Consider the following 22,248-nt stretch of genomic DNA (forward strand, 5'->3'; position numbering starts at 1 on the left):
CCTCAATGACGAGTGAAGGAGAGCTTCAACTGTGACGGAATTCGATTTCGGGAACCTGCTGACCTTTTGGGGGCGCAGGTACGACGACATCCTGATCCTCATTGGCGAGCACATGCTCGTCGTCGCGCTGGCGCTCGCGTTCGCAACAGTCCTGGGGGTGGGCGTCGGGCTGCTCGTCTGGGACCGCCCGATCGGGCGCTCCCTCGCCGTGACCTCCGCCGCCGTCATCCTCACCATTCCCTCGCTCGCCCTGCTGGCGGCGATGATTCCGATCTTCGGCCTGGGCTGGCCCCCGACGCTCATCGGCCTCACGGTCTACTCGCTGCTGCCGATCATTCGCAACACGGTGGTCGGATTGCGCGAGGTGTCGCCCGCGATCATGGAGTCCGCCAAGGGGATGGGGATGAGCCCGAGCCGGGTGCTCCTCTCGGTGCAGCTGCCGCTGGCCTGGCCGGTCATCGTCACCGGGGTGCGGGTCGCCGCCCAGCTCACGATCGGAATCGCCGCCATCGGCGCCTACGTGGGTGGCCCCGGCCTCGGCCAGATGATCTTCCAGGGTCTCTCCTCGCTCGGCTCGAAGAACGCTCTCAACTACGCGCTCACCGGCACCGTCGGGGTCATCATTCTCGCGCTCGTCGTCGACGCGCTGTTCAACAGCATCACCAAGTACACAACCGCGAAGGGGCTGCGTGCCTGACATGACCAACTCCACACCCACCGACTCTGCCAACGCCGAGACGAACACCCGCCCGCAGAAGCTCATCGGCTCCTCCTCCACGTCGGCGACAATCGCCACCACCACATCGATCACCACGGTGAAGAACACGAGCGGCGCCCGCATCGAACTGAGCGACGTGAGCAAAAGGTATCCGAACCAGGCGGTGCCCGCGGTCGAGAACTTCTCGATGGAGGCGCAGCCGGGCGAGCTGATCATGTTCGTCGGACCGTCCGGATGCGGCAAGACGACGACCATGAAGATGATCAACCGCATCATCGAGCCGACGTCCGGATCGATCAAGATCGACGGCAAGGACGTGCTCTCGTTCGACCCGAACGACCTGCGGCGCCATATCGGCTACGTCATCCAGCAGATCGGGCTCTTCCCCCACATGACCATCGCCGAGAATATCGGTGTCGTGCCCCGTCTGCTGGGCTGGTCGAAGGCGAAGATCGCGGGCCGCGTCGACGAACTCCTGTCGGTGGTGCAGCTCGATCCCGGCACCTTCGCCAACCGGTACCCGAAGCAGCTCTCCGGAGGCCAGCAGCAGCGCATCGGTGTGGCCCGGGCGCTGGCCGCTGACCCGCCCGTCATGCTCATGGACGAACCGTTCGGCGCGACGGACCCCATCACCCGGGAGAAGCTCCAGATTGAGTTCCTGCGGCTGCAGGAGACCATCGGCAAGACGATCATCTTCGTCACGCACGACTTCGATGAGGCGGTGCGCCTCGGCGACCGGATCGCGGTGCTGAGCGACCGGTCGCAGATCGAGCAGTTCGACACCCCGGCGAACATACTCACCGCGCCGGCGAACGACTATGTGGCCTCCTTCATCGGCCACGGCGCAGCGCTCAAGAGGCTCGCACTCATCCCGGTCAACCACGCCAAGCTCGGCCCCGCCAGCGCCGCCGTCGGCCGTGTCACCGTGCCCGAGGGCGACACCCTCCGTGATGCGCTCGATGCGCTCATCCTCACCGGGGCCCCGGCAATCGGCGTGACCGACGTCTCGTCCCGCGTCGTCGCGTCGATCACGGTCGACCAGATCTCCGCGGTGCTCGGCGCCGAGGCGATCCCCGCCGTCGGGGGCCGCTGAGCATGGCGACCTCGACAGCCGCAGCGCCCCGGGTCAGTCCCGCGCCGGCCGAGACCGAACAGTCACGGGACCGCTTCTGGACCTTGCGGAGGGTGTCGACGCCGATCGTCATCATCGGGGTGCTGCTCGCCCTGTACGCCTGGATCGCGATCATCCCGCTCGACTCGATCATGGAGCGCACCCTCAACTGGGACTACATCCTGCTCCGCACCCGGGAGCACCTCGCCCTCACCTTCGCCGCATCGTTCCTCGTGGCGGTCCTCGCGATCCCCACCGGGATCATCGCCAGTCGCACCACGTCACGGCTGCTGCGCGGCACGATTCTGACCGTGGCGAACATCGGGCAAGCGACGCCGGCGATCGGCTTCATCATCCTGCTCGCGATCATCTGGCAGATCGGCTTCCAGACCGCGCTCATCGCGCTCGTGGCCTATTCCTTCCTGCCGGTGCTGCGCAACACCATGGTCGGGCTCGCGCAGATCGACCCCTACATCACAGAGTCGGCGCGGGGGATGGGCATGACGCCGGGCCAGGTGCTGACCCGGATCGAGCTGCCGCTCGCCGTGCCCGTCATCCTCGCGGGGCTGCGCACCTCCCTCGTCTTCGCCGTCGGCGTCGCGACGGTCGCCACGTTCATCAACGCGGGCGGCCTCGGCGACATGATCGTCAACGGCCTCAAACTCCAGCGGTTCCCCGTGCTGATCGCGGGGGCCGTCATCGTCTCCTGCATCGCGCTGCTGATCGACTGGATCGCCAGCCTCGCGGAGGAAATCCTCCGCCCGCGGGGCATCTGAAGAGTTCGACCAATCACAGTTCCCGAAAAACCAAGGAGACACGAATGAACAAGAAATCCATGTCGCTGATCGGCGTCCTCGCCGTCGGCGCTCTCGCACTCACCGGCTGCTCGGCCAGCGCGCCGGCGGCCGAGGCGGGCGCCCAGGGCGACGAGCTTGCCGGCCTCACCGGCGAGATCGGTGCGAAGGACTTTTCTGAGCAGTACATCCTCGCCCACATCACGAGCCAGCTGCTCAACGCGTACGGTGCCGACACCTCGGCGAACACCACCGTCGTGGGATCGGCAAACGTGCGCTCCGCGCTCGAGAGCGACGAGTTCCTCGGGTACTGGGAGTACACCGGAACGTCGTGGATCACCTACAACGGAAACACTGCGCCCGTCGTCGGCGAGGAGGCCCAGTTCGAGGCGACCAAGGAAGCGGACGCGGCCAAGGGCATCGCCTGGCTCGATGCGGCACCGTTCAACAACACCTACGCGTTCGCCATCCTCACCGACAAGGGAGAGGAGCTCGGCGTCAGCTCGCTCAGCGACGTCGCGGGACTGGCCGAAGCCGACCAGACCTTCTGCATCGAGAGCGAGTTCTCGACTCGTGACGACGGCTGGCCCGGACTCAAGGCGGCCTACGGGATCGATGTGCCCGATTCCAACGTGGCTCTGCTCGACACCGGCGTGATCTACGACACCACCGCGAAGGGCGAGGTGTGCAACTTCGGCGAGGTCTTCGCGACCGACGGCCGGATCAGCGCCCTGGGGCTCACCGTGCTGGACGACGACGAGTCCTTCTTCCCCGTCTACCAGGGCGGCTTCACGCTCAAGCAGGCGACCCTCGACGAGTACCCGGCGATCGCCGACGTCATGGCGAAGGTCAACTCCGAGCTCACGACGGCAGAGATGCAGCGCCTCAACGCGCTCGCCGACGTCGAGGGCGAAGACCCGGAAGACATCGCCGCCGACTGGCTCACCGAGTTGGGTCTGATCTAAATGGCCCAGGCCCTTCAGCTCGGCGAGAGCTTCATTGGCGCCGGCGTCAACGCCGCCCACGTCAACACGGTTTTCGGCCACCGCGAGGGGCCGGCAGGGGTGGCGTGGGCAACTGCCCTCGCCACCCCGAGCCAGGGGCACGTGCCCTTCGTGACCGTGCTGCGCCCGTCACTGCCGGTCAAACCGCTCACCCTGTTCGTCACGAAGGCCGCTCCAGCGAACGACGCGCACGGGCTCCTCATCTGGGGCCCGGCGCAGGCCGGGATCGCCGCCGGAGTCGCGGATGCCCTCGCCGACGGCACCATCACCCTCGAGCAGGCCGACAGCCATGTGGTCATCGCCGCGGTCTGGGTGAATCCCGCCGCCGACGACGCCGAGCAGGTGTATGCCAACAACCGCGAGTCCGCCCGCACCGCGCTCCAGAACGGCGCCGCGTCACTCCCCGCGACGAGCGAGGTCATCGCCGCGCGCAACACCCCGACAAACCCCTTCTTCACCCCGAGAGCCTGAGCGCAAAAGGAATCCCGAACAGTTATGAGAATCACCGCCATCCGGCTCACTCGGCTCAGTCTTCCGCTGGACCCTCCCTTCCGCGCAGCGTGGGACCCGACACCGCGCACGAGCTTCGCCGCAACGCTCGTCGAGGTTGAGACCGACGAGGGGGTCACCGGGGTCGGGTCGGGCGACACGATGGACGGATTCGAGGCCTTCGAGCACCTCTTCATCGGCACCGACCCGCTGCAAATTCTCAACCAGGTGCGCCGGATCGAGACAATCAACTTCCACGGCGGACGCTACTGGCCCCTGGAGGCAGCCCTCTGGGACATCATCGGCAAGGTCGCTGGTCTGCCGGTGAGCGTGCTCTTCGGAGGGGCGAAGGACCGCCTGCCGGCCTACGCCTCCTCCGGTGAGCTGCTGGCGCCGGCCGAGCGGGCCGACTCGGCCCTCGCCGCGCAGGCGATGGGTTTCAAAGCCATGAAGATCCGGATCGCCCGCGACCGGCTCGCCGAGGGCATTGCCGCGGTCCGCGCCGCCCGCGAGGCGGTGGGCGACGACTTCGACCTCATGGTCGACCTCAACCAGATGTGGCGGATGGCGGGCGACATCGAGGCCGCGCTGCCGCTGGCCACTGTGCAGCGTGTGGCTGCGGAGCTGAGGGACCTCGGCGTGCTCTGGCTCGAGGAGCCGCTGCCGCAGGCCGATATCGCCGGGGCTAAACGGGTTCGCGAGCAGACCGGCATCCAGGTGTCCGGGGGAGAGATGGTGCGGTCAATGCCCGAAATGATGGGACTGATCGAGGCGGATGCCTTCGACATCTACCAGCCGGACGTCGCGCTCGCCGTCGGCATGTACCGCACCCGCCAGGTGGCCGAGGCCGCCAACCTGCGCCACCGCCAGTTCACACCGCACACCTGGAGCAACGGCCTCGGGCTCCTCGCCAACCTCCACGTCGCCGCGGGGGTCGACGCCGGCCCCTACCTCGAGTTTCCCTTCGACCCGCCCAGGTGGTCGCCCGAGCGGCGGGACTTCTTCATGACACCGCTCCGGATCGACGCCGCCGGTGACCTGGTCGTGCCGACGGCCGCGGGCCTCGGCGCGGAGATCGACTACGACGCAGTGACGAGGTACACCGTATGAGCGCGACACACGAGGACTGGATCGCCGCAGCCGCCGCGCTCCGACCCGAGACACGACTGTTCATCGGCGGCGTATTCCGCGCCGCCGCCGACGGCGCGACCTTCGACAGCATCGCACCGCGGGACGGATCGCTGATCGCCCGGGTGAGCTCCGCCGGCGAGGCCGATGTCGACGCCGCCGTGGCCGCTGCCCATGCCGCGTTCGAGTCGGGGGTGTGGTCGCGCGCCGACCGCCGCGAACGCCAGCGCGTGCTCGTGAAGCTCGCCGACCTCATGCTCGAGAACCTCGATGAGCTCGCGCTGCTCGAATCGCTCGACTCCGGGCATCCGATCAGCGATGCGAGAAACGTCGACGTCCCCAGCGCAGCGAGGACCCTCCGCTGGTACGCGGAGGCGCTCGACAAGATCTACGACGAGATCGCCCCCACGGGTGAGGATGCACTCGCGCTCGTCAGCCGGGAACCGCTCGGGGTCGTCGGCGCGGTGGTTCCGTGGAACTACCCCCTCATCATCACCGCGTGGAAGATCGGCCCGGCGCTCGCCGCCGGCAACTCGGTGGTGCTCAAGCCCGCCGAGAACACGAGCCTGTCGGCGCTCAAGCTCGCGGAGCTCGCGGCCGAGGCCGGAATTCCCGCCGGGGTGTTCTCCGTCGTTCCGGGGCTCGGCGCGATCGCGGGGCGGGCACTCGGCCGCCATCCGCTCGTGGACAAGATCGCCTTCACCGGATCACCGGCCGTGGGAAAGGCGTTCCTCGGCTACGCCGCGGAATCCAACGCGAAGCAGGTCTCCCTGGAGCTCGGCGGCAAGTCGGCCCAGCTCGTGCTCGCCGACGCTCCCGACCTCGCCGCCTGTGCCTCCGCCGTGGCCTGGGGGATCTTCTACAACGCCGGCCAGACCTGCCACGCCGGGAGCCGGCTCATCGTGGACGAGGCGGTGCACGCCGACCTGCTCGCCGAGGTGCTCAAGATCGGCCGCTCGCTCGTCATCGGCGACCCGCTCGATCCGGCCACCCAGATCGGACCGATCGTGAGCCAGGTGCAGCTCGACCGGGTGCTCGGGTATGTCGATGTCGCGGTGGCCGAGGGCGCCGTTGTGCATGGGGGTGCACGGCTGCACCCAGCCGGGCTGGAGAACGGGTTCTACGTCGAACCGACCGTGTACGACGGCGTGGAGAACGCATCGCGCATCGGCCAGGAGGAGATCTTCGGACCGGCGCTCTCGGTGACGACCGTGCGGGGGGCAGCCGAGGGGGTGCGTGTGGCCAACGACAGCGCGTACGGACTCGCCGCGTCGGTCTGGACGAGCGACGTGACGACGGCGCACCGCGTCGCGCGGGCTCTGCGCGCCGGCACCGTGTGGGTCAACACCTACGACGCCGCCGACGTGATCACCCCGTTCGGCGGGGTCAAGCAGTCCGGCTCGGGCCGCGACCGATCCCTGCACGCCTTCGACTCGTACACCTCCCTGAAGACAACGTGGATCCAGCTCGGGTCCACGCCGCTCGACTGACACCAGCCGGGTATTTCACCACCACACCACTGATTGAGGACAATGAACCAAAACCAGTCGACCACGGTCGGCTTCATCGGCTTGGGCAACATGGGATCGGGAATGACCCGGAACCTCCAAAAGGCGGGCTTCTCGCTCGTCGTCACCGATATCCGCCGGGAATCCGCGGATGAGCTCGTCGCAGGTGGAGCGGTCTGGGCCGGGAGCCCCGCCGACGTCGCCGCGGCAAGCGACATCGTCATCACAATGCTCCCCACCCCCCGCCACGTGGAATCCGTCGTGTTCGGACCACGCGGCATTCTCGAGGGCATCTCCGACGGCGGTGTGTGGATCGACATGTCCACCTCGGTTCCGGAGGTCGCGCAGCGCGTCCGCGCCGAGAACCGGCACCGGAATCTGCGCATCCTCGATGCGCCCGTGTCGGGAATGTCCGTCGGCGCCGCCAACGGCACCCTCCAGATCTTCGTCGGCGGCGACGTGCTCGATGTCGAACTCGTGCGCCCCGTCCTCGAGGCGATGGGTGATCCGGAGCGGATCATGCACGTCGGTGCCGCCGGCAACGGCTACGCGGTCAAGCTCATGATCAACCAGCTCTGGTTCTCGCACCTTGTCGCCACCGCCGAGGTGCTCGCGATCGGGGTCAAGGCGGGCGTCGACCTCGAGGTGCTGCGCCAGTCGATCATCGCCAGCCCCGCCACCAGCAACTTCATCGAGAACGACGTGCTCTCGATCCTCGATCACGGCGACTACGACGAAGGATTCGCCATCGCCCTCGCCTGCAAGGACCTCGGCCTGTCCGTCGATCTCGCCCGATCCGTCGGCGTTCCGTCGGAGCTCTCGAGTCTCGTCGAGCAGATCTACCGTCGCGCGAAGGCGCAGTACGGCGATCTGGCCGGCGAGATGACACCCGTCAAACTCTACGAAGACCTCATCGGCGCGCCACTACGGCGCGTCGCCCCCGACACCGGGCCAATCCTTACGGCGGTCGCATGAACTCCCTCCCCCCACAGTCCACCCCGCTCGAGCAGATGAGAATCGACCTCGACCCGAAGCCATTCGCCCGATTCGGTCGGGGACGAGTGAGCGAAGTGGGCAGCGCCACTGCCGCGACCGGTGCCGCCAGCGCGCTGATCGTGACGGATGCCTTCCTGGCGGGGTCACCCGTCGTCGCGGCGGTGCGGGCCTCGCTCGAAGGCGCGAACATCGTCGTGTCGGTGTTCGACGGGGTCGTGCCGAACCCGACGACAACCTCGCTCGATCTCGGCAGCGACCTCGCCCGCGACCTCGGGGTCGAGGCGATCGTCGCGGTCGGCGGGGGGTCGTCGATGGATGCCGCGAAGGGAATCGCTCTCGGTGCGGTCAACTCCAATCGCGGGATCGACCTCGACTTCCGGAGCGGCTTCGAGCGGGAGGCGCTCCCCATCGTCGCTGTTCCGACGACGTCGGGCACCGGGGCGGAGGTCAACGCCTTCGGGGTGATCACTGACGTCTCGGCGCAGCGCAAGTTCTATGTCGGCTCCGCGAGCGCGCTCGCGCGGACGGCGATCCTCGATCCGGACCTGACGGTCGGGCTGCCGCCCGCGGCCACCGCGGCGACGGGGATGGATGCGCTCACGCACTCGCTCGAGTCGTACCTGTCGCTGATGCCCAACCCCTACAGTGACGGAATCGCGCTGCAGGTCATCTCGACCGTCGCCGAGTACCTGCCTCGCGCGGTCGCCGATGGGGGCGACATCGAGGCGCGCTCGCAGTTGCTCTTCGCCTCCCACATCGCCGGGGTCGGCTTCTCGCACACGGGCCTCGGGCTCGTGCACGGCATCGCGCACCCACTCGGCGGACGGTTCGGCATCCCGCACGGCCTCGCGCTGTGCATCGTGATCGAGGAGGTGCTGCGCTTCAACCTCGAGGCTCGGGAGCAGCGCATCGCGCGCGTCGCCTTCGCGCTGGGGGTCGGCGACACCGCGGCATCCGACGCATCCAACGCCGAGTCGGCGATCACCGCGATCGCCGACCTCGCGCACCGCGTCGGGATGACCGCCCGGCTGGGCTCCTTCGGGGTCACCGGCGCCGACCTCGCCTCCCTCGCCGACGACACGCTCGCCGACGCGGTCACGGTCAACAACCCGCGGGTGCCGGTCGCATCCGACATCACCCGCATCCTGGAGGCTGCCCTGTGACGAACTCGCCCACCCCCGCCGACGAGGCCGCCCTGCTCGCGTCGCTGCCCACCGGCCTCTACATCGGCGGGGCCTGGCGCGACGCGAGCGACGGTGGCACCCTCGACGTGATCGACCCCTCGACGGGTCGAACACTGCTCGCCATCGCGTCCGCGACCGCCGAGGACGGCGCAGCGGCTCTCGACGCCGCCGTCGCCGCCCAGCACGACTGGGCGAGGACCGCGCCGCGGGAGCGGGCCGAGATCCTGCGCCGCGCCTTCGACGCCGTCACCGAGCGGGCCGACGACTTCGCCCTGCTGATCACGCTCGAGATGGGCAAGCCCCTCGCGGAGTCCCGTGGTGAGGTCGCCTACGGCGCGGAGTTTCTCCGCTGGTTCTCCGAGGAGACGGCGCGCATCAGCGGGCGATTCGCGATGGCGCCCGACGGGAAGAGCCGACTGCTCGTCATGAAGCGCCCCGTCGGGCCCAGCCTGTTCATCACCCCGTGGAACTTCCCACTCGCGATGGCGACGCGCAAGATCGCCCCGGCGATCGCCGCGGGCTGCACGATGGTGCTCAAGCCGGCCGCGCTCACCCCGCTCACCTCGCTGCTGTTCACGCAGGTGCTCGCCGAGGTGGGGCTGCCGGCCGGCGTGCTCAACGTCATCCCGACCGCGAGCGCGGGCGCCGTGACCGGGCCGCTCATCCGCGACCCCCGCCTGCGCAAGCTCTCCTTCACCGGGTCCACCGAGGTCGGCCGGCGCCTCATCGCGGATGCCGCGCAGCAGGTGCTCCGCGTGTCGATGGAACTCGGCGGCAACGCCCCGCTGATCGTCTTCGACGACGCCGACCTCGACAAGGCTGTCGACGGCGCGATGCTCGCCAAGCTCCGCAACGGGGGCGAGGCCTGCACCGCCGCCAACCGCATCCTCGTGCAGGAGGGAGTGGCAGAGGAGTTCACCTCCCGTCTTGTCGAGCGGATGCGGGCGCACACCGTAGCCCGGGGAACCGACCCCACCTCGAAGATCGGTCCGCTCGTCGACGAGGGCACGCGGCACAAGGTCCACGAGCTCGTCACCTCCGCGATCGCCGACGGGGCGACCCTCGCACTCGGCGGGCACCCGATCGACGGACCCGGATACTTCTACGAGCCGACAGTGCTCACTGGCGTTCCCACCCATGCCGGCATCCTGCAGGAGGAAATTTTTGGGCCGGTCGCGCCGATCGTGACGTTCTCGACCGAGGCCGAGGCGATCCGCCTCGCCAACGACACTCCCTTCGGACTCGTCGCCTACGCGTTCACGAGAGACCTCAATAGGGGCCTGCGACTCGCGGAGGAACTCGAGGTCGGGATGTTCGGGCTCAACACAGGAATCGTCTCGAACCCTGCCGCGCCATTCGGTGGCGTCAAGCAGTCAGGAATGGGGCGCGAGGGCGGCGCGGAGGGCATCGAGGAGTATCTTGAGACCCGCTACGTGGGCATCGCCGACCCCTACGCCGAGGCGCTCGGCTAGGTCGCAGAGACGAGGCTCGGCGGGTGGCGCGCTTTCCCCGCGATCACGTGAGCCGCAGGTGCTCCCGGAGAGCTGCCCGACCCGACGGTGACCGGCTACATTATCCAGCTACCGCTGCCCGCCGGTCTCGACGAGAACGCGATGCTGGAGCTGATGGACCCGGACAAGGATGCCGACCGACTGCACCCGATGGTCCTGGGGCAGCTGGTGCTCGGTGTCGCGGGGTACCTCTCGCCCGTTCCCGGCGGAGTCGGTTCGATGACGCGCGCCATGCTGCTGGTCAACGTCGTGGAGGCCGCCGAGCGGCTTCGCTGAGCTCCTGACGCGCGCTCAATCGCACGTGACGCAGGAGATGCGGCGACTCGCCGCCCAGCGACGCCCGCACACTCGGCGTGTCCGCCGCATCTCCTCAGTTACGTTCGCGCACCCCGGCCACCCGCGTATCAGCGGCCGCGCGGCGCCCCGCCGAGGTGGCGTGAGTCGCCCACTTGTGTTGCCTCGAGCGCCCTGGAGGGGACCCGTGTGGGCGACTCGCGGGGGCGGGGGCGGGGGCGGGGGGGGGGGCGGTGGCTGCGAGGTGGGAGCGGCTACTCCCCGCGATAGCCGATCCCGCAGGAGATGCCGGTCGCGTCGGAGCCGGGATCCCAGCCGGGAACATCCTCGACGATGGGCGCCGCGAGCTCGGTCACGACGACCCGGCAGGCCTCGATCGTCGCGCCGGACTCGAACGGCACGGTGAATCCGTAGTGCCCGTAGGCCCACTGGCCAAGGTCCGGGCGCGTGCCGCCGCTCTCGTAGTTGGTGATGGCGGTGCCGGACCCCGAGCCGGTCATCTGGTAACCCCCCGTGCACGTGGTGGTGGTGTCGATCGCCTGCACTTTGTCGCCCGAGGCGACTTTCGCGTAGTACGGGCTGCCGAGCAGGAGGTCGACGGGGGCGACGAACGTCTCGCCCTCCGGGCTGCTCGCGAGGTCGATCCGCAGCAGGCTGCTGCCGAACGTCGCGAGGGACTCCTGGGAGATCGGGGTGGATGCATCGGACACGCTTCGTCCGTCGAGCGCGACGCACTGCTCGACGAAGCTCTCAGCCAGCGTCGCGGCCGACTCCTCCGTCGCGGCGATCGGCGTGCGTCCGGTAAGCGAGATCCCCAACGTCGTTCCGTCGATTGCACGCACCTTTGCCGAGACGGTGAAGAGCACGTCATCGGGCTCCACCGGCTTCTCGGCGACCGGTTCCTTGGACGGTTCGACCGTGGGCTCAGGCGTGGGCTCAGGCTCCGCCGCGGGCGCACTCGTGCATCCGGCGAGGGTCAGCACGGCGACGAACGACACGGCGAAGCGGACGGCACGAGCAGGGGGTATGGCCACAAGGGTCTCCAGAATTGAGGCGCAGCACGCCGCTAGTCGCGGCTGGCTCCCTTGGCAGCGTTCACCACGAAAGTATCAGGCTGACCGAAGCCGTGCTCGGCGAACGCCCCATCGATAGCGACTTGCAATCTCGACACCGCGTCCGTCGGCACGAGGGCGATCGCCGCACCGCCGAACCCGCCGCCCGTCATCCGGGCGCCGAGGGCACCGTTCATCGTTGCGGTTTCGACGGCGAGGTCGAGTTCGGGCACCGAGATCTCGAAATCGTCGCGCATCGAGCGGTGGGATGCATCGAGCAGATCGCCGATCGCCCGCGGGCCCTGCTCGCGGAGGGTACGGACGGTGTCGAGCACGCGCTGGTTCTCGGTCACGATGTGCCGCACGCGACGGAAGGTCACCTCGTCGAGAACCTCGCGAGCGCGGGGGAGGTCGTCGATCGTGACCTCGCGCAGCGAGGTGACTCCGAGTAGCTTCGCGCCCAGCTCGCACGACGCGCGACGGTCGGCGTAGCCCCCGGTCGCGTGGGAGTGGCTGACGCCCGTGTCGATGATGAGCAGTTCGAGCCCGGCCGCGGCAAAGCCGAGGTCGATGACCTCGGACTCAAGCGTGCGGCAGTCGAGGAAGACGGCCGAGTCGGTCTTACCGAGCAGCGACGCCGACTGGTCCATGATCCCTGTCGGGGCGCCGACGGCCTTGTTCTCGGCGAGCTGTCCGACCCGCGCAAGGGTGCGGCGGTCGAACCCGAGCTGCCACACATCGTTGAGGGCGAGCGCGACGGCACTCTCGATCGCGGCGGAGGACGAGAGCCCGGCACCGACGGGAACGTCGGAGTCGATAAAGATATCGAAGCCGGGAACGGCTCCGAGGTCGGCGCCGTGCTCGCCGAGTGCCCAGGCGACGCCAAGCGGATAGGCTGACCAGCCGTGCAGGTTGTCGGTGCTGAGCTCGGAGAGGTCGAGCTCGACCAGCTCGTCGGCGAATGAGCTCGCGATGCGCAGCATCCGGTCGGAGCGCAGGCCGAGCGCGAGGATGGTGCGCCGGTTGATCGCGAACGGCAGCACGAAGCCCTCGTTGTAGTCGGTGTGCTCGCCGATGAGGTTGACCCGGCCGGGGGCGGACCATAGGCCGATCGGCTCGTATCCGAAGGTCTCAGCGAAGCCCGCCCGAACCTCGTCTCTGATGTCGGTCATGCTTTCGCGATTCCTTCTCTAATGAATGCGGCGGCCTGCTCCGGCGCGACGTCGCCGATCCAGGCGCCCATCGCAGCTTCGGACCCGGCGAGGTACTTGAGCTTGTTCTCGGCGCGACGCGGCGACGTGACCTGGAGCATGAGGCGGATCTCGTCGCGCTTCTCGGTGACCGGAGCCTGGTGCCAGGCTGCGATGTACGGCGTCGGAGTGTCGTAGAGCGCGTCGATGCCGCGCAGCAGGCGCAGGTAGATGCTCGACAGCTCGTCTCGCTCGGCCTCATTGGTGGCAGTGAAATCCGGGATGTGGCGGTGGGGGAGCATGTGCACCTCGATGGGCCAGCGCGCCGCGAAAGGCACAAACGCCGTCCAGTGCTCGCCGCTCAGCACGACGCGCTCGCTGGCGCGCTCGCTCGTGAGAATCTGCTCGAACAGGTCGGGGCCGAGCGCGTCGACCTGGTCGATCAGGCGGCGGGTGCGGGGGGTGACGTAGGGGTAGGCGTAAATCTGGCCGTGTGGGTGGCTCAGCGTCACGCCAATCTCCTCGCCCCGGTTCTCGAATGGGAACACCTGCTCGACGCCCGGCAGCGCCGAGAGCGCCGCGGTGCGATCGGCCCACGCCTCGATCACGGTGCGAGCGCGCGACTGGCTCAGGCTGCCGAACGACCCCTCGTGCTCGGGGCTGAAGCAGACGACCTCGCACCGGCCGATGGACGGATGCGTGCGGCCGATGCCGATGCTCCCGGCGGCGGGCACGTCGCCCAGCTCGGGGCCGAACGACGGCGACCGGTTCTCGAAGACCGCGACGTCGTAGTTGTCGGGGACCTCCGACGGGTTCGTGTCGGTCGCGGGAGCCAGCGGGTCGAGGTGCGCCGGCGGGAGGAAGACACGGTTCTGCCGCGCCGAGGCGATCGACACCCATTCCCCGGTGAGGACATCCTGGCGCATCGTCGCGGTCGTCGGACGAGGGTCGAGCACACGCGCATCCGGTTTGCGATCGGGGTTCAGCGTGGAGTCGGCGTCATCGAAGTAGATCAACTCCCGTCCGTCGGCAAGAACATATTCGCGCTTCGTAATGGGAGCCATCAGCCTTGTTTCTCTCGACAGACGAGCACCGATATTCCCCTAGTCTTGGGCGCATGAGACCACCTACCGGGGAACAATTCGCACTCACGAGGACGAGCGGGAATCGGCAATCACGGGCAATCATAACGGAGCTTGCGGCTGGCCTCCGCGCCCTCTCGGTCGACGGAATCGATCTCGTCGAGACCTACCCCGACGCTTCACTCCCGCCTTGGGGTTCCGGCATCGTGCTCGCCCCGTGGCCGAATCGCATCCGCGATGGGGTATGGATGCTGGATGGCAGCGCACAGCAGCTCGACCTCACCGAGGTTGAGCGGGGCAACGCCATCCACGGACTGCTTCGAAACACGGGCTACCGTGTCGCCGAACGTAGCGCCGACTCCGTGACACTCGCGGCGACCGTGTTCCCGCAGCATGGCTACAAGTTCCAACTCGAGACGACTGTGCGCTACGCGCTGACGGATGACGGGATCACCGTCACGCACGGCATCCACAATGTCGGCACAGCGAGTGCGCCCGTCGCGGTCGGCGCGCACCCCTATCTGCGCCTCGGCGACGTGCCCGTCGACGACCTCGCCCTCACACTCCCCGCGACGACCCACATCGAGGTCGATGACCGCCTCAACCCGGTCGCGGTAACTCTGGTCGACGGCACCGCCTACGACCTCAGGGCGGGCCGCCGGGTCGGCGACCTTCAGCTCGACGACGGCTTCGGCGGGGTCGGGGCGGGCGACACGCATCGGCTGACCGCCCCAGACGGCCGCTTCGTCGAGCTCTGGCGCGACGCGGAATTGGCTTGGGTGCAGGTATTCACGAACCGCAAGTTCCCCCGGAACGGGGAGATCGGCCTCGCGATCGCGATTGAGCCGATGACCGCGCCGGCGAACGCCTTCAACAGCGGTGAGGGCGTGCGTTGGCTGGAACCGGGGCAGTCGTGGAACCTCGACTGGGGCATCCGTTATTCTGGGTAGTTGATCGGGGGCCAGTTTCCTCGCCGCCGTGCTCGACCGGAGGACCATGAACGTCACGCCACTGCCCCCGTCGCGGGAGGCCGGCGGCACGGCTCGCGAGCCGAGCCCGTCCGACATCCGCCGGTGGAGGCGCTACCTCGCCGACGAGCGCGCCGAGGCGGCCGTCTACCGCGACCTCGCCGCGCGGCGTTCCGGTGAAGAGCGCGAGATCCTCCTCGCGCTCGCCGAGGCCGAGGGGCGCCACCAGCAGCACTGGATCGCCCTGCTCGGCGACGACGCGGAACCGCGCAGCGGCGGCGACACGCGCACCAGGGTGCTGGGCTTCCTCGCCCGCCGGTTCGGGTCGGTCTTCGTGCTCGCCCTCGCGCAACGGTCTGAGTCGCGGTCGCCCTACGAGAAGGACGCGGATGCGACGGCCGCGATGGCCGCGGACGAGCGCATCCACGAGGAAGTCGTGCGTGGACTGGCCGCGCGTGGTCGAAGTCGGCTCTCCGGCAGCTTCCGCGCAGCTGTGTTCGGCGCGAACGACGGGCTCGTCAGCAACCTCGCCCTCGTCGCCGGGGTCAGCGCCAGCGGCCTCGCCCCCGGCGCGGTACTGCTGACCGGCGTGGCCGGGCTGCTCGCCGGCGCGCTCTCGATGGGGGCGGGGGAGTACGTCTCGGTGCGGTCGCAGCGTGAGCTGCTCGAATCGTCCACCCCCAACCCGAGGACGGGCAACGTCGTTCCCGACCTCGACGTCGACGCGAATGAGCTCGCGCTGGTCTACCGTGCCCGTGGGATGACCCCGGAGGAGGCCGCCGCGCGTGCGGGCGACATGCTTGCCGACCACGCGCTGCGCGACTCGAGCAACGACGGTGACGACCACGAAGCCGTCGGCTCCGCGATGCGCGCCGCCACGACGAGCTTCTGCTTTTTCGCGTCGGGGGCGATCATTCCCATCATCCCGTTCCTGTTTGGCATCAGCGGCATCGCCGCGCTCGTCATCGCCGCGGTGCTCGTCGGTGGGGCCCTGCTCGCAACCGGCGCCGTCGTCGGGATCCTGTCGGGCGGTCCGCCGCTAGGGCGCGCCCTGCGACAGCTCGCGATCGGCTACGGCGCTGCCGCGGCGACCTACCTCCTCGGCCTCGCGTTCGGCACGGTCGTCGGCTGACCGGCGACGTCGCCGACCGGCATCCGATATCCAGCCTCGTGTGGGCATAATTGCCCATGATTTCCACCGAACTGGCCAGGGCGCTTCATGACTCCGGACTCGCGTGGCATCCCGCCTCGGGGGATGCGTTCCGCATCGACCGGCCAGAAGTCGACGCCGACGTGTTCACGGTGAGTGAGATGACCGTCGAGGCCTACGAGCATCCGACCGGCACGATCCTCGGCTTCAACGGCACGACCGAGTGGGCGCTTGACTCGGTCGACCTCGAGGACGCGCTCTGGCTTCCGCGGGAGGACCAGCTGCGCGAGCTCCTCCGCGCGACGTTCCGCAGCCTGCAACGCGATACCGGCACTTGGGACGGCGAATCCGTGTACCGAGTCGAAGCGGTCATCGCGGGCAGGACGGTGTCATTCACCGGTTCGGATGCAGCCGACGCATACGGACGCGCGCTGCTTGCCCTAATTGACCTCTCCTCGGCAAGCCCTATTGATGATCAGGCGGCTGACGTACCGTGGATCTCATGACACATCATGATGGAACCGAGTCGGACCACGCCCACGAGCCAGCTGTGCCGACCGCCGACGAATCCGCTGACTACGTATACCCCGTCGATCACGGCGAAGGTACGAAGGAGGAGCCGCTCGCCAGTGAGGACGAGGGCAGTTACGTGAGCGGGGGCGAGCACCAGCACGTGACGAGTGCAGACACCGTGCCGATGTCGATGGATGAGAAGGGTGACTACGTCACCCCGGTCGACCACGGCGCCGGCACCGAAGTCGACGCTGATGAGGAAGCCGGCGAGTACGTCGACTCCGACAGGGACGAGAACCAGCGCGACACGAAGTAGCGGGCCCCGACCGCTCAGTAGCGAAGGAAGCGCCATGCGTGAGATCCCGTTATTCAAACTGATCGAGCGGTTAGAGACCGCGGCAGCGCTCGACCCCGTGATCCGCAGGGTGAAGGGTGTCGTCGACGGTGTCATCCGGCCGCAATGGCTGCGCGACACCCTGCATGGCGTCTGGGTCGGGCATCCGCTGCATCCGATCGCCGTGCAAGTACCCGTCGGGGCGTGGATGTCGGCGGGAATCCTTGACCTGCTTCCACGCACACACGTGGGTGCCCGCACGCTCGTCGGCGTGGGAGTGGCCGCGGCGATCCCGACAGCCCTCGCCGGCTACACGGATTGGGCGCGGCTGCACGATCGTCAGCTGCGGGTCGGCATCGTGCACTCCGCGGCTACACTCGTCGCCACCGGCCTCTACGCCGCCTCGTTTCTGCAGCGGGCGAAGGGCCGCCACGGCAGCGGCAAGGCGCTGAGCTTCACGGGGCTCGCCGTTGTGTCGGCGGCCGCCTTCCTCGGAGGTCACCTCAGTTACCGGCAGGCGGCCGGGGTTAATCACGCCGTGGATACCCTGGAACGTTTTCCGCGGGGGTGGCACCCCATTGGCTCGCTCGCCGACCTCGACGAAGGGCGGCTGATGCGGCGCAGTGTCGGCGAATTGCTGCTCGTCGTGTATCGGCGTGGCGAGCACGTAATGGCGCTCTCCGACGCCTGCAGTCACCTCTCCGGCCCGCTCAGCGAGGGCAGGCTCGTTGTGGGCGATGAGCCGTGCGTCGAGTGTCCGTGGCACGCGAGCACCTTCTCGCTGATCTCGGGCGATGTGGTGCGGGGCCCCGCGACCGCGAACCAGCCCAGGTTCGACACGAGGGTCGTCGCTGGCACCGTCGAGGTGCACCTGCCCGAGGCCTGATAGCACGCTTGCGAGTTTCGGCACAGTCGCTGCACCGTTCCGCCGGTCGAAACTATGAAGCGGTCAGGCTCTCTCTTCTGATTGAGCACAGCGCCAGCCACGTTCAGCCTCTATCGATTGAGCAGCGGGCTCTGGCGCGCGTGTCGCCCCCACTTGGGTGCCTGCGTCTTCTCCTCCACAGGCCGTACTCCAGGAGGGCTGTCCACAGGTAATATCCCCGATCAGGGTGTGGTTTGATGTCGGTTGGAATGTCGGTGGTGTCTGTCACTATGTGGGTATGTCCAAAGCAACCGATCCCCTCATTGACAGCGCTATTGCGTTCGCGTCGGTGTGGGCTGGTGCGCTCACCGGGTTCGGCGCCCGGGTCGGCGAACACCCCGATGCCCGGCCGCCCGATGCGCCCGGTGCAGGATCCGGCGCAGCGGCTGCAGCCGTCTCGGTCGGTGCAACCGCCGGAGCATCGTTCGGCGCGATCACGGTCGCTCCGTCCCAGCTCGATGTGGAGACCATGTCCGATGCGGGGCTGGTGCGGGCGATCCAGTCCGGCTACGACCTCAAACGACACGTCGATGCCCTGCTGGTGCGTGCGGCGGGTGAGCTGAGTGTGCGCTCGCGCCCCTCGCTCGGTCAGGGCGGCCTGGCGAAGTCTTCCGGGCATACCTCTCCTGCCTCCCTGATCACGGAACTGGGTCGGGTGACTCTGGCCGAGGCCGGCAGAACAGTCCGGCTCGGTGAGGCGACCACCGCACCGGTGTCCCTGCTCGGGGAGCGCCTCCCCGCCCCGTTCCCCCTGGTCGCGGATGCGGTGAACAGCGGTGTGGTGCAGGTGGATGCGGCCCAGTCGATCATCACCTCCCTGACCCAGGCCGCCCCCCGCGCCCTGCCGGTACACCTGGTCGCGGCGGAGGAGGAACTGGTCACCTTCGCCGCCCACCATCCGGCGGACACGGTGCGGAAGCTGTCGATCTCCTGGCGCGACGCGCTCGATACCGATGGGATCGCACCACGGGAGGAGGCACTGATCGCGGCCCGGTCGCTGCGCTGGAGCAAACAGGGCAACGGTTTGGAACGCTGCACGATCGACCTCGACCCCCTCGGCGCCGGATATGTGCGCACCATGATCGACGCGATGGTCGGCGACGCCCTCCGCGCCGTCCGCTTCGACACCGACCCGACAGCGGCCGACGGTGCTGCCGGCGACGACGACCCGGACGCCTGCGGGGCAGATCATGTCGAGCTCCCCGACCCGCGGACGATCCCCAGGATCGCCGCCGACGCTCTGATCGATGTGGCCCGGCACATGATGGGCTGCACCACCGCACCCGGACCCCTCCCACACACCACCCTGATCATCCGGATGACCCTGGAACAACTCCAATCCGGCCTCGGCGCAGCACACCTCGACGGAGTCGAGGACCCCATCACGGCTGGTGCCGCCCGCAGGCTTGCCGCGGACGCGGAACTGATCCCCGCAGTCCTCGGCGGGAACAGCCAAATCCTCGACCTCGGCACCGGGAGACGACTATTCACCCGCGCCCAACGAATCGCATTCGCCGAACGCGACGGCGGCTGCGCCATCACCGGCTGCGGCAGACCACCCTCCTACACCGAAGCCCACCACATCCACTGGTGGTCCCACGGAGGCACAACAAACCTCAACAACGGAATCCTGTTATGCACCGGACACCACCACATCATCCACAAAGGATGGACCGTACAGATCACCGACAACACCCCCTGGTTCACCCCACCCCCACACATCGACCCCACCCGCACACCCAAACGCGGCGGAAAACTCCCCACACCAGCACTGCCATGACCACCAGGCACCGCCATGACACCAAGCAGCGCAATGACACCAAGCAGCGCAATGACACCAGCACTGCCATAACTACAGGCCGAGCACGGTCGGGATTCGACACGGTCGCTACGCGACCCGCTCAACCAGCAGAAAGGCTGCGCGACCCGCTCAACCAGCAGAAAGGCTGCGCGAGCTGCTCAACCAACAGAAACAACTACATGACCTCAACATGCAGAAGTTCCGCCACCAACGAAGACCGCCAGCCGACGCACGCAGCCGAACCACAGCATCCATCCCTGCCGTCTTTTCTTCCCACTGCAAGCGGCGCTACCGACGGGACCCATCAGCCCCTTCTACGCCGGCTGGGCGATGCCGTCGGTGAGATCGGCGAGAAGCGTCTCGCCGATCGGCTCGAGGGGGAGGAGCGGGATGATGGCCATGCGATCGGCCACCGCGCGCACCCGATCGATCTGTTCCAGTTCGTTCGCGGCGCGTTGGCGCAGGAATCCGGAGTCGGGGCGCGCGGCGGCGATGGAGTCGTTCACGACCCACGCCCAGGGGTGGATGCCTGCCCGCTCCAGATCCTGCTGCAGCTCCTCCGCCTCGAGCACCGGCGTCGTCTCCGCCAGGGTGACGAGGATCACCTTGGTCAGGTCCGGATCCTGCAGGCGCATCAGCGGTGTGACGAACGACATGCTGTCGCCGACCTGGCGGGCGATCTCGCGATGGTAAGAGCCGGTTGCATCCAGCAGCAGGAGGGTATGGCCGGTCGGCGCGGTGTCGACCACGACGAACTTTCGACGAGACTCGTGCACTGCCCGGGAGAACTCCCGGAAGACGGCGACCTCGTCGGTGCAGGGGGACATGAGGTCTTCGGCGAGCGCGGCCCTTCCCTCGGCGTCAAGGTCCTTGCCCTTGGTCGCCATGACGTGGTCGCGGTAGTGGCGGATCGCCTCGACGGGGTCGATTCGCGAAACCGCGAGCCCGCGGATGCTGCTGTTCAGGGTGTCGGTGAGATGAGCGGCCGGGTCGGTCGTAGTCAGATGAACGTCGTGCCCGCGCTCGGCGAGCGCGACCGCGATCGCCGCGGCGATGGTCGTCTTACCGACCCCGCCCTTGCCCATGCAGAGCACAAGGCCGTGGTCGTCGCGCTCGAGGTCGTCCACGAGCGTCCGAAGCGGTTCGTCGGCGATCTCACGCGCATCGCGGTCACGGGCCGGGGCCTCGCCAGACGCGGCCCCGGAGAAGAGCAGGCCCAGGGCGGTGACGCCGACCATGTTGCCAGACTTCAGCTCCACGAGGTCGCGGGGGAGAGCGGCGATCGTCGCGGGCATCGCAACGATAGCGGCGGCTTCTCGATCGCGCACGGCCTGAGCGAGGGGTTCCTCTCCCGCCAGCGTCGGCAGGATGCCATTGATGACAACAAAGCCGCCGGCGATCCCAATCTTGCTCAGTTCACCGAACGTGCGATCGATCTCGTTGAGGGATGACGCCTGTGCTCGGCTGACGAGCACCAGGCGAGTGCGCGTGGGATCGGCAAGCGCGCGAACGGCCTGGGCGTAGACGGTCTTGTGCTTCTCGAGCCCGGACAGCGGCCCGAGGCATGACGGGTCGCCCTTGCCTGCGTCCAGGAACTCGGTCCAGGAGCCCGGCAGCTGCAGCAGCCTGATCGTGTGACCGGTGGGTGCGGTGTCGAAGACGATGTGGTCGTACTCGCCGTAGACGGTGTCATCGGTGAGCAGGTTGGTGAACTCATCGAACGAGGCGATCTCCGTCGTGCAGGAACCGGAGAGGCTCTCGGCAATACCGGCGAGTTCGCTCTCTGGGAGGAGGCCGCGCACCGGGGCGATGATGCGTTCGCGGTAGGCGTCGGCGGCCTGCTCAGGGTTGATCTCGAGCGCAGAGAGCCGCGGTATCGCGTTGATCGGCGTGATCGTGTTGCCGATCGTGATGCCGAAGACCTGACCGATGTTCGAGGCCGGGTCGGTGCTCACGAGGAGCACGTTCAGTCCTCGGTCGGCGAGTTCCAGTGCTGTGGCGCAGGCGACGGAGGTCTTGCCGACGCCGCCTTTGCCGGTGAAGAACAGAAACCGCGGGGGGCTCTCGAGAAATTTCATCGTTGTCAGCAGCAGCCGGTCGCGCCGCCGCAGCATCCGCCGGTTGTCTCTGTCCGCCCGAGCTCGGTGCGGGGTGCGCCGTCGTTCGTTCCGGTCGTGCTGGCGAGGCCTGCCAGCTCGCGGAGCTGTTCGAGGCCGGGGTAAGTTCCGGTGGCGACGGTGACGCCATCGACCACGGTGAGCGGTAGGCCCTTGGAGCCGACGGTGTGCATGAAGGCGCGCACGGTCTCATCAACAGTGAACGCGGTCGGGTCGCCCGCCAGATTGTGGCGCGCGATGTCAGCGCCGAGGCCCTGAAGGTTTCGTACGTCTGCGGTGACCTCGACGAGCGACTTGTCGACGTCGGCACCGCAGACGCCGGTGTCGCAGCAGAGGGCGGCTTCGTAGATACGGATTGTGGGCACGGTGTTCTCCTTAG

At 68.2% G+C, this 22,248-nt stretch carries 21 protein-coding genes and 2 pseudogenes; 18 read left to right on the forward strand and 5 right to left on the reverse strand.

Annotated elements, in window-relative coordinates:
* The first annotated feature begins 31 nt into the window (after positions 1-31).
* The 12 genes and pseudogenes from BHD05_RS05155 to BHD05_RS16110 all read left to right on the forward strand — a co-directional run.
* Positions 32-697: an ABC transporter permease gene (locus BHD05_RS05155; protein WP_236966654.1), complete on the forward strand. Its 666-nt coding sequence runs from the start codon at positions 32-34 to the stop codon at positions 695-697.
* Between the two features lies 1 nt (position 698).
* Positions 699-1,811 (forward strand): ABC transporter ATP-binding protein, encoded by a 1,113-nt coding sequence (locus tag BHD05_RS05160; protein WP_161887361.1) that lies wholly within the window; start codon positions 699-701, stop codon positions 1,809-1,811.
* A gap of 2 nt (positions 1,812-1,813) precedes the next feature.
* Positions 1,814-2,605 carry an ABC transporter permease gene (locus BHD05_RS05165; protein WP_161885484.1) on the forward strand — a complete coding sequence of 264 codons (792 nt, stop codon included), beginning with the start codon at positions 1,814-1,816 and terminating at the stop codon, positions 2,603-2,605.
* A gap of 44 nt (positions 2,606-2,649) precedes the next feature.
* Complete coding sequence (locus BHD05_RS05170) at positions 2,650-3,588, forward strand: glycine betaine ABC transporter substrate-binding protein (RefSeq protein ID WP_161885485.1); 939 nt, start codon at positions 2,650-2,652, stop codon at positions 3,586-3,588.
* Positions 3,589-4,098 carry a formaldehyde-activating enzyme gene (gene fae, locus BHD05_RS05175; protein ID WP_161885486.1) on the forward strand — a complete coding sequence of 170 codons (510 nt, stop codon included), beginning with the start codon at positions 3,589-3,591 and terminating at the stop codon, positions 4,096-4,098. It abuts the gene before it with no gap.
* 24 nt (positions 4,099-4,122) lie between these two features.
* Positions 4,123-5,226, forward strand: a complete 1,104-nt coding sequence (locus tag BHD05_RS05180) for a mandelate racemase/muconate lactonizing enzyme family protein (RefSeq protein ID WP_161885487.1) — start codon at positions 4,123-4,125, stop codon at positions 5,224-5,226.
* Complete coding sequence (locus BHD05_RS05185) at positions 5,223-6,734, forward strand: aldehyde dehydrogenase (protein ID WP_161885488.1); 1,512 nt, start codon at positions 5,223-5,225, stop codon at positions 6,732-6,734. The genes BHD05_RS05180 and BHD05_RS05185 overlap by 4 nt, the downstream gene beginning before the upstream one ends.
* Positions 6,735-6,776: 42 nt before the next feature.
* A complete protein-coding gene (locus BHD05_RS05190) occupies positions 6,777-7,727 on the forward strand; it encodes an NAD(P)-dependent oxidoreductase (protein ID WP_161885489.1) in 951 nt (316 codons plus the stop codon).
* Positions 7,724-8,911 carry an iron-containing alcohol dehydrogenase family protein gene (locus tag BHD05_RS05195; protein WP_161885490.1) on the forward strand — a complete coding sequence of 396 codons (1,188 nt, stop codon included), beginning with the start codon at positions 7,724-7,726 and terminating at the stop codon, positions 8,909-8,911. The genes BHD05_RS05190 and BHD05_RS05195 overlap by 4 nt, the downstream gene beginning before the upstream one ends.
* Positions 8,908-10,404 carry an NAD-dependent succinate-semialdehyde dehydrogenase gene (locus BHD05_RS05200; RefSeq protein WP_161885491.1) on the forward strand — a complete coding sequence of 499 codons (1,497 nt, stop codon included), beginning with the start codon at positions 8,908-8,910 and terminating at the stop codon, positions 10,402-10,404. The genes BHD05_RS05195 and BHD05_RS05200 overlap by 4 nt, the downstream gene beginning before the upstream one ends.
* Before the next feature lie 78 nt (positions 10,405-10,482).
* Positions 10,483-10,647 (forward strand): annotated as a pseudogene (locus BHD05_RS05205) (tetrahydrofolate dehydrogenase/cyclohydrolase catalytic domain-containing protein); the annotation flags it as partial.
* 9 nt (positions 10,648-10,656) lie between these two features.
* Positions 10,657-10,719 (forward strand): annotated as a pseudogene (locus BHD05_RS16110) (hypothetical protein); the annotation flags it as partial.
* 272 nt (positions 10,720-10,991) lie between these two features.
* On the opposite strand, the gene BHD05_RS05210 reads toward BHD05_RS16110, so the two are convergent.
* From BHD05_RS05210 to galT, 3 genes are read right to left on the reverse strand one after another with little or no spacing between them, the layout of a single operon-like run.
* Positions 10,992-11,771, reverse strand: coding sequence for a hypothetical protein (locus tag BHD05_RS05210; protein ID WP_161885492.1), 780 nt, complete (start codon positions 11,769-11,771; stop codon positions 10,992-10,994).
* A 32-nt stretch (positions 11,772-11,803) separates the two neighbouring features.
* On the reverse strand, positions 11,804-12,961 hold the full coding sequence (gene galK / locus BHD05_RS05215; protein ID WP_161885493.1) for a galactokinase: 1,158 nt from the start codon (positions 12,959-12,961) through the stop codon (positions 11,804-11,806).
* The gene (gene galT / locus BHD05_RS05220) at positions 12,958-14,043 is read right to left on the reverse strand and encodes a galactose-1-phosphate uridylyltransferase (RefSeq protein ID WP_161885494.1); all 1,086 of its coding nucleotides are present in this window, start codon (positions 14,041-14,043) and stop codon (positions 12,958-12,960) included. Before galT ends, galK begins: the two co-directional genes overlap by 4 nt.
* A 53-nt stretch (positions 14,044-14,096) precedes the next feature.
* Between galT and BHD05_RS05225 the strand changes: the two genes are divergently transcribed.
* The 6 genes from BHD05_RS05225 (at position 14,097) to BHD05_RS05250 (ending at position 19,731) form a co-directional block, all read left to right on the forward strand.
* Positions 14,097-15,011: an aldose 1-epimerase family protein gene (locus tag BHD05_RS05225; RefSeq protein WP_161885495.1), complete on the forward strand. Its 915-nt coding sequence runs from the start codon at positions 14,097-14,099 to the stop codon at positions 15,009-15,011.
* A 46-nt stretch (positions 15,012-15,057) separates the two neighbouring features.
* Positions 15,058-16,161 carry a VIT1/CCC1 transporter family protein gene (locus tag BHD05_RS05230; protein ID WP_161885496.1) on the forward strand — a complete coding sequence of 368 codons (1,104 nt, stop codon included), beginning with the start codon at positions 15,058-15,060 and terminating at the stop codon, positions 16,159-16,161.
* A 56-nt stretch (positions 16,162-16,217) separates the two neighbouring features.
* Positions 16,218-16,685 carry a pilus assembly protein CpaE gene (locus BHD05_RS05235; protein WP_161885497.1) on the forward strand — a complete coding sequence of 156 codons (468 nt, stop codon included), beginning with the start codon at positions 16,218-16,220 and terminating at the stop codon, positions 16,683-16,685.
* The gene (locus tag BHD05_RS05240; protein ID WP_161885498.1) at positions 16,682-17,008 is read left to right on the forward strand and encodes a hypothetical protein; all 327 of its coding nucleotides are present in this window, start codon (positions 16,682-16,684) and stop codon (positions 17,006-17,008) included. The genes BHD05_RS05235 and BHD05_RS05240 overlap by 4 nt, the downstream gene beginning before the upstream one ends.
* Before the next feature lie 34 nt (positions 17,009-17,042).
* Positions 17,043-17,912: a Rieske (2Fe-2S) protein gene (locus BHD05_RS05245; protein ID WP_161885499.1), complete on the forward strand. Its 870-nt coding sequence runs from the start codon at positions 17,043-17,045 to the stop codon at positions 17,910-17,912.
* 277 nt (positions 17,913-18,189) lie between these two features.
* Positions 18,190-19,731 carry an HNH endonuclease signature motif containing protein gene (locus BHD05_RS05250; RefSeq protein ID WP_161885500.1) on the forward strand — a complete coding sequence of 514 codons (1,542 nt, stop codon included), beginning with the start codon at positions 18,190-18,192 and terminating at the stop codon, positions 19,729-19,731.
* Positions 19,732-20,066: 335 nt separating this feature from the next.
* Here the strand turns inward: BHD05_RS05250 and arsA are convergent, their stop codons facing one another.
* On the reverse strand, positions 20,067-21,866 hold the full coding sequence (arsA, locus tag BHD05_RS05255) for an arsenical pump-driving ATPase (protein WP_269467589.1): 1,800 nt from the start codon (positions 21,864-21,866) through the stop codon (positions 20,067-20,069).
* Complete coding sequence (gene arsD, locus BHD05_RS05260) at positions 21,836-22,234, reverse strand: arsenite efflux transporter metallochaperone ArsD (protein WP_161885501.1); 399 nt, start codon at positions 22,232-22,234, stop codon at positions 21,836-21,838. Before arsD ends, arsA begins: the two co-directional genes overlap by 31 nt.
* Between the last annotated feature and the right edge of the window lie 14 nt (positions 22,235-22,248).

Source organism: Marisediminicola antarctica, from assembly GCF_009930795.1.
GTDB lineage: Bacteria > Actinomycetota > Actinomycetes > Actinomycetales > Microbacteriaceae > Marisediminicola > Marisediminicola antarctica.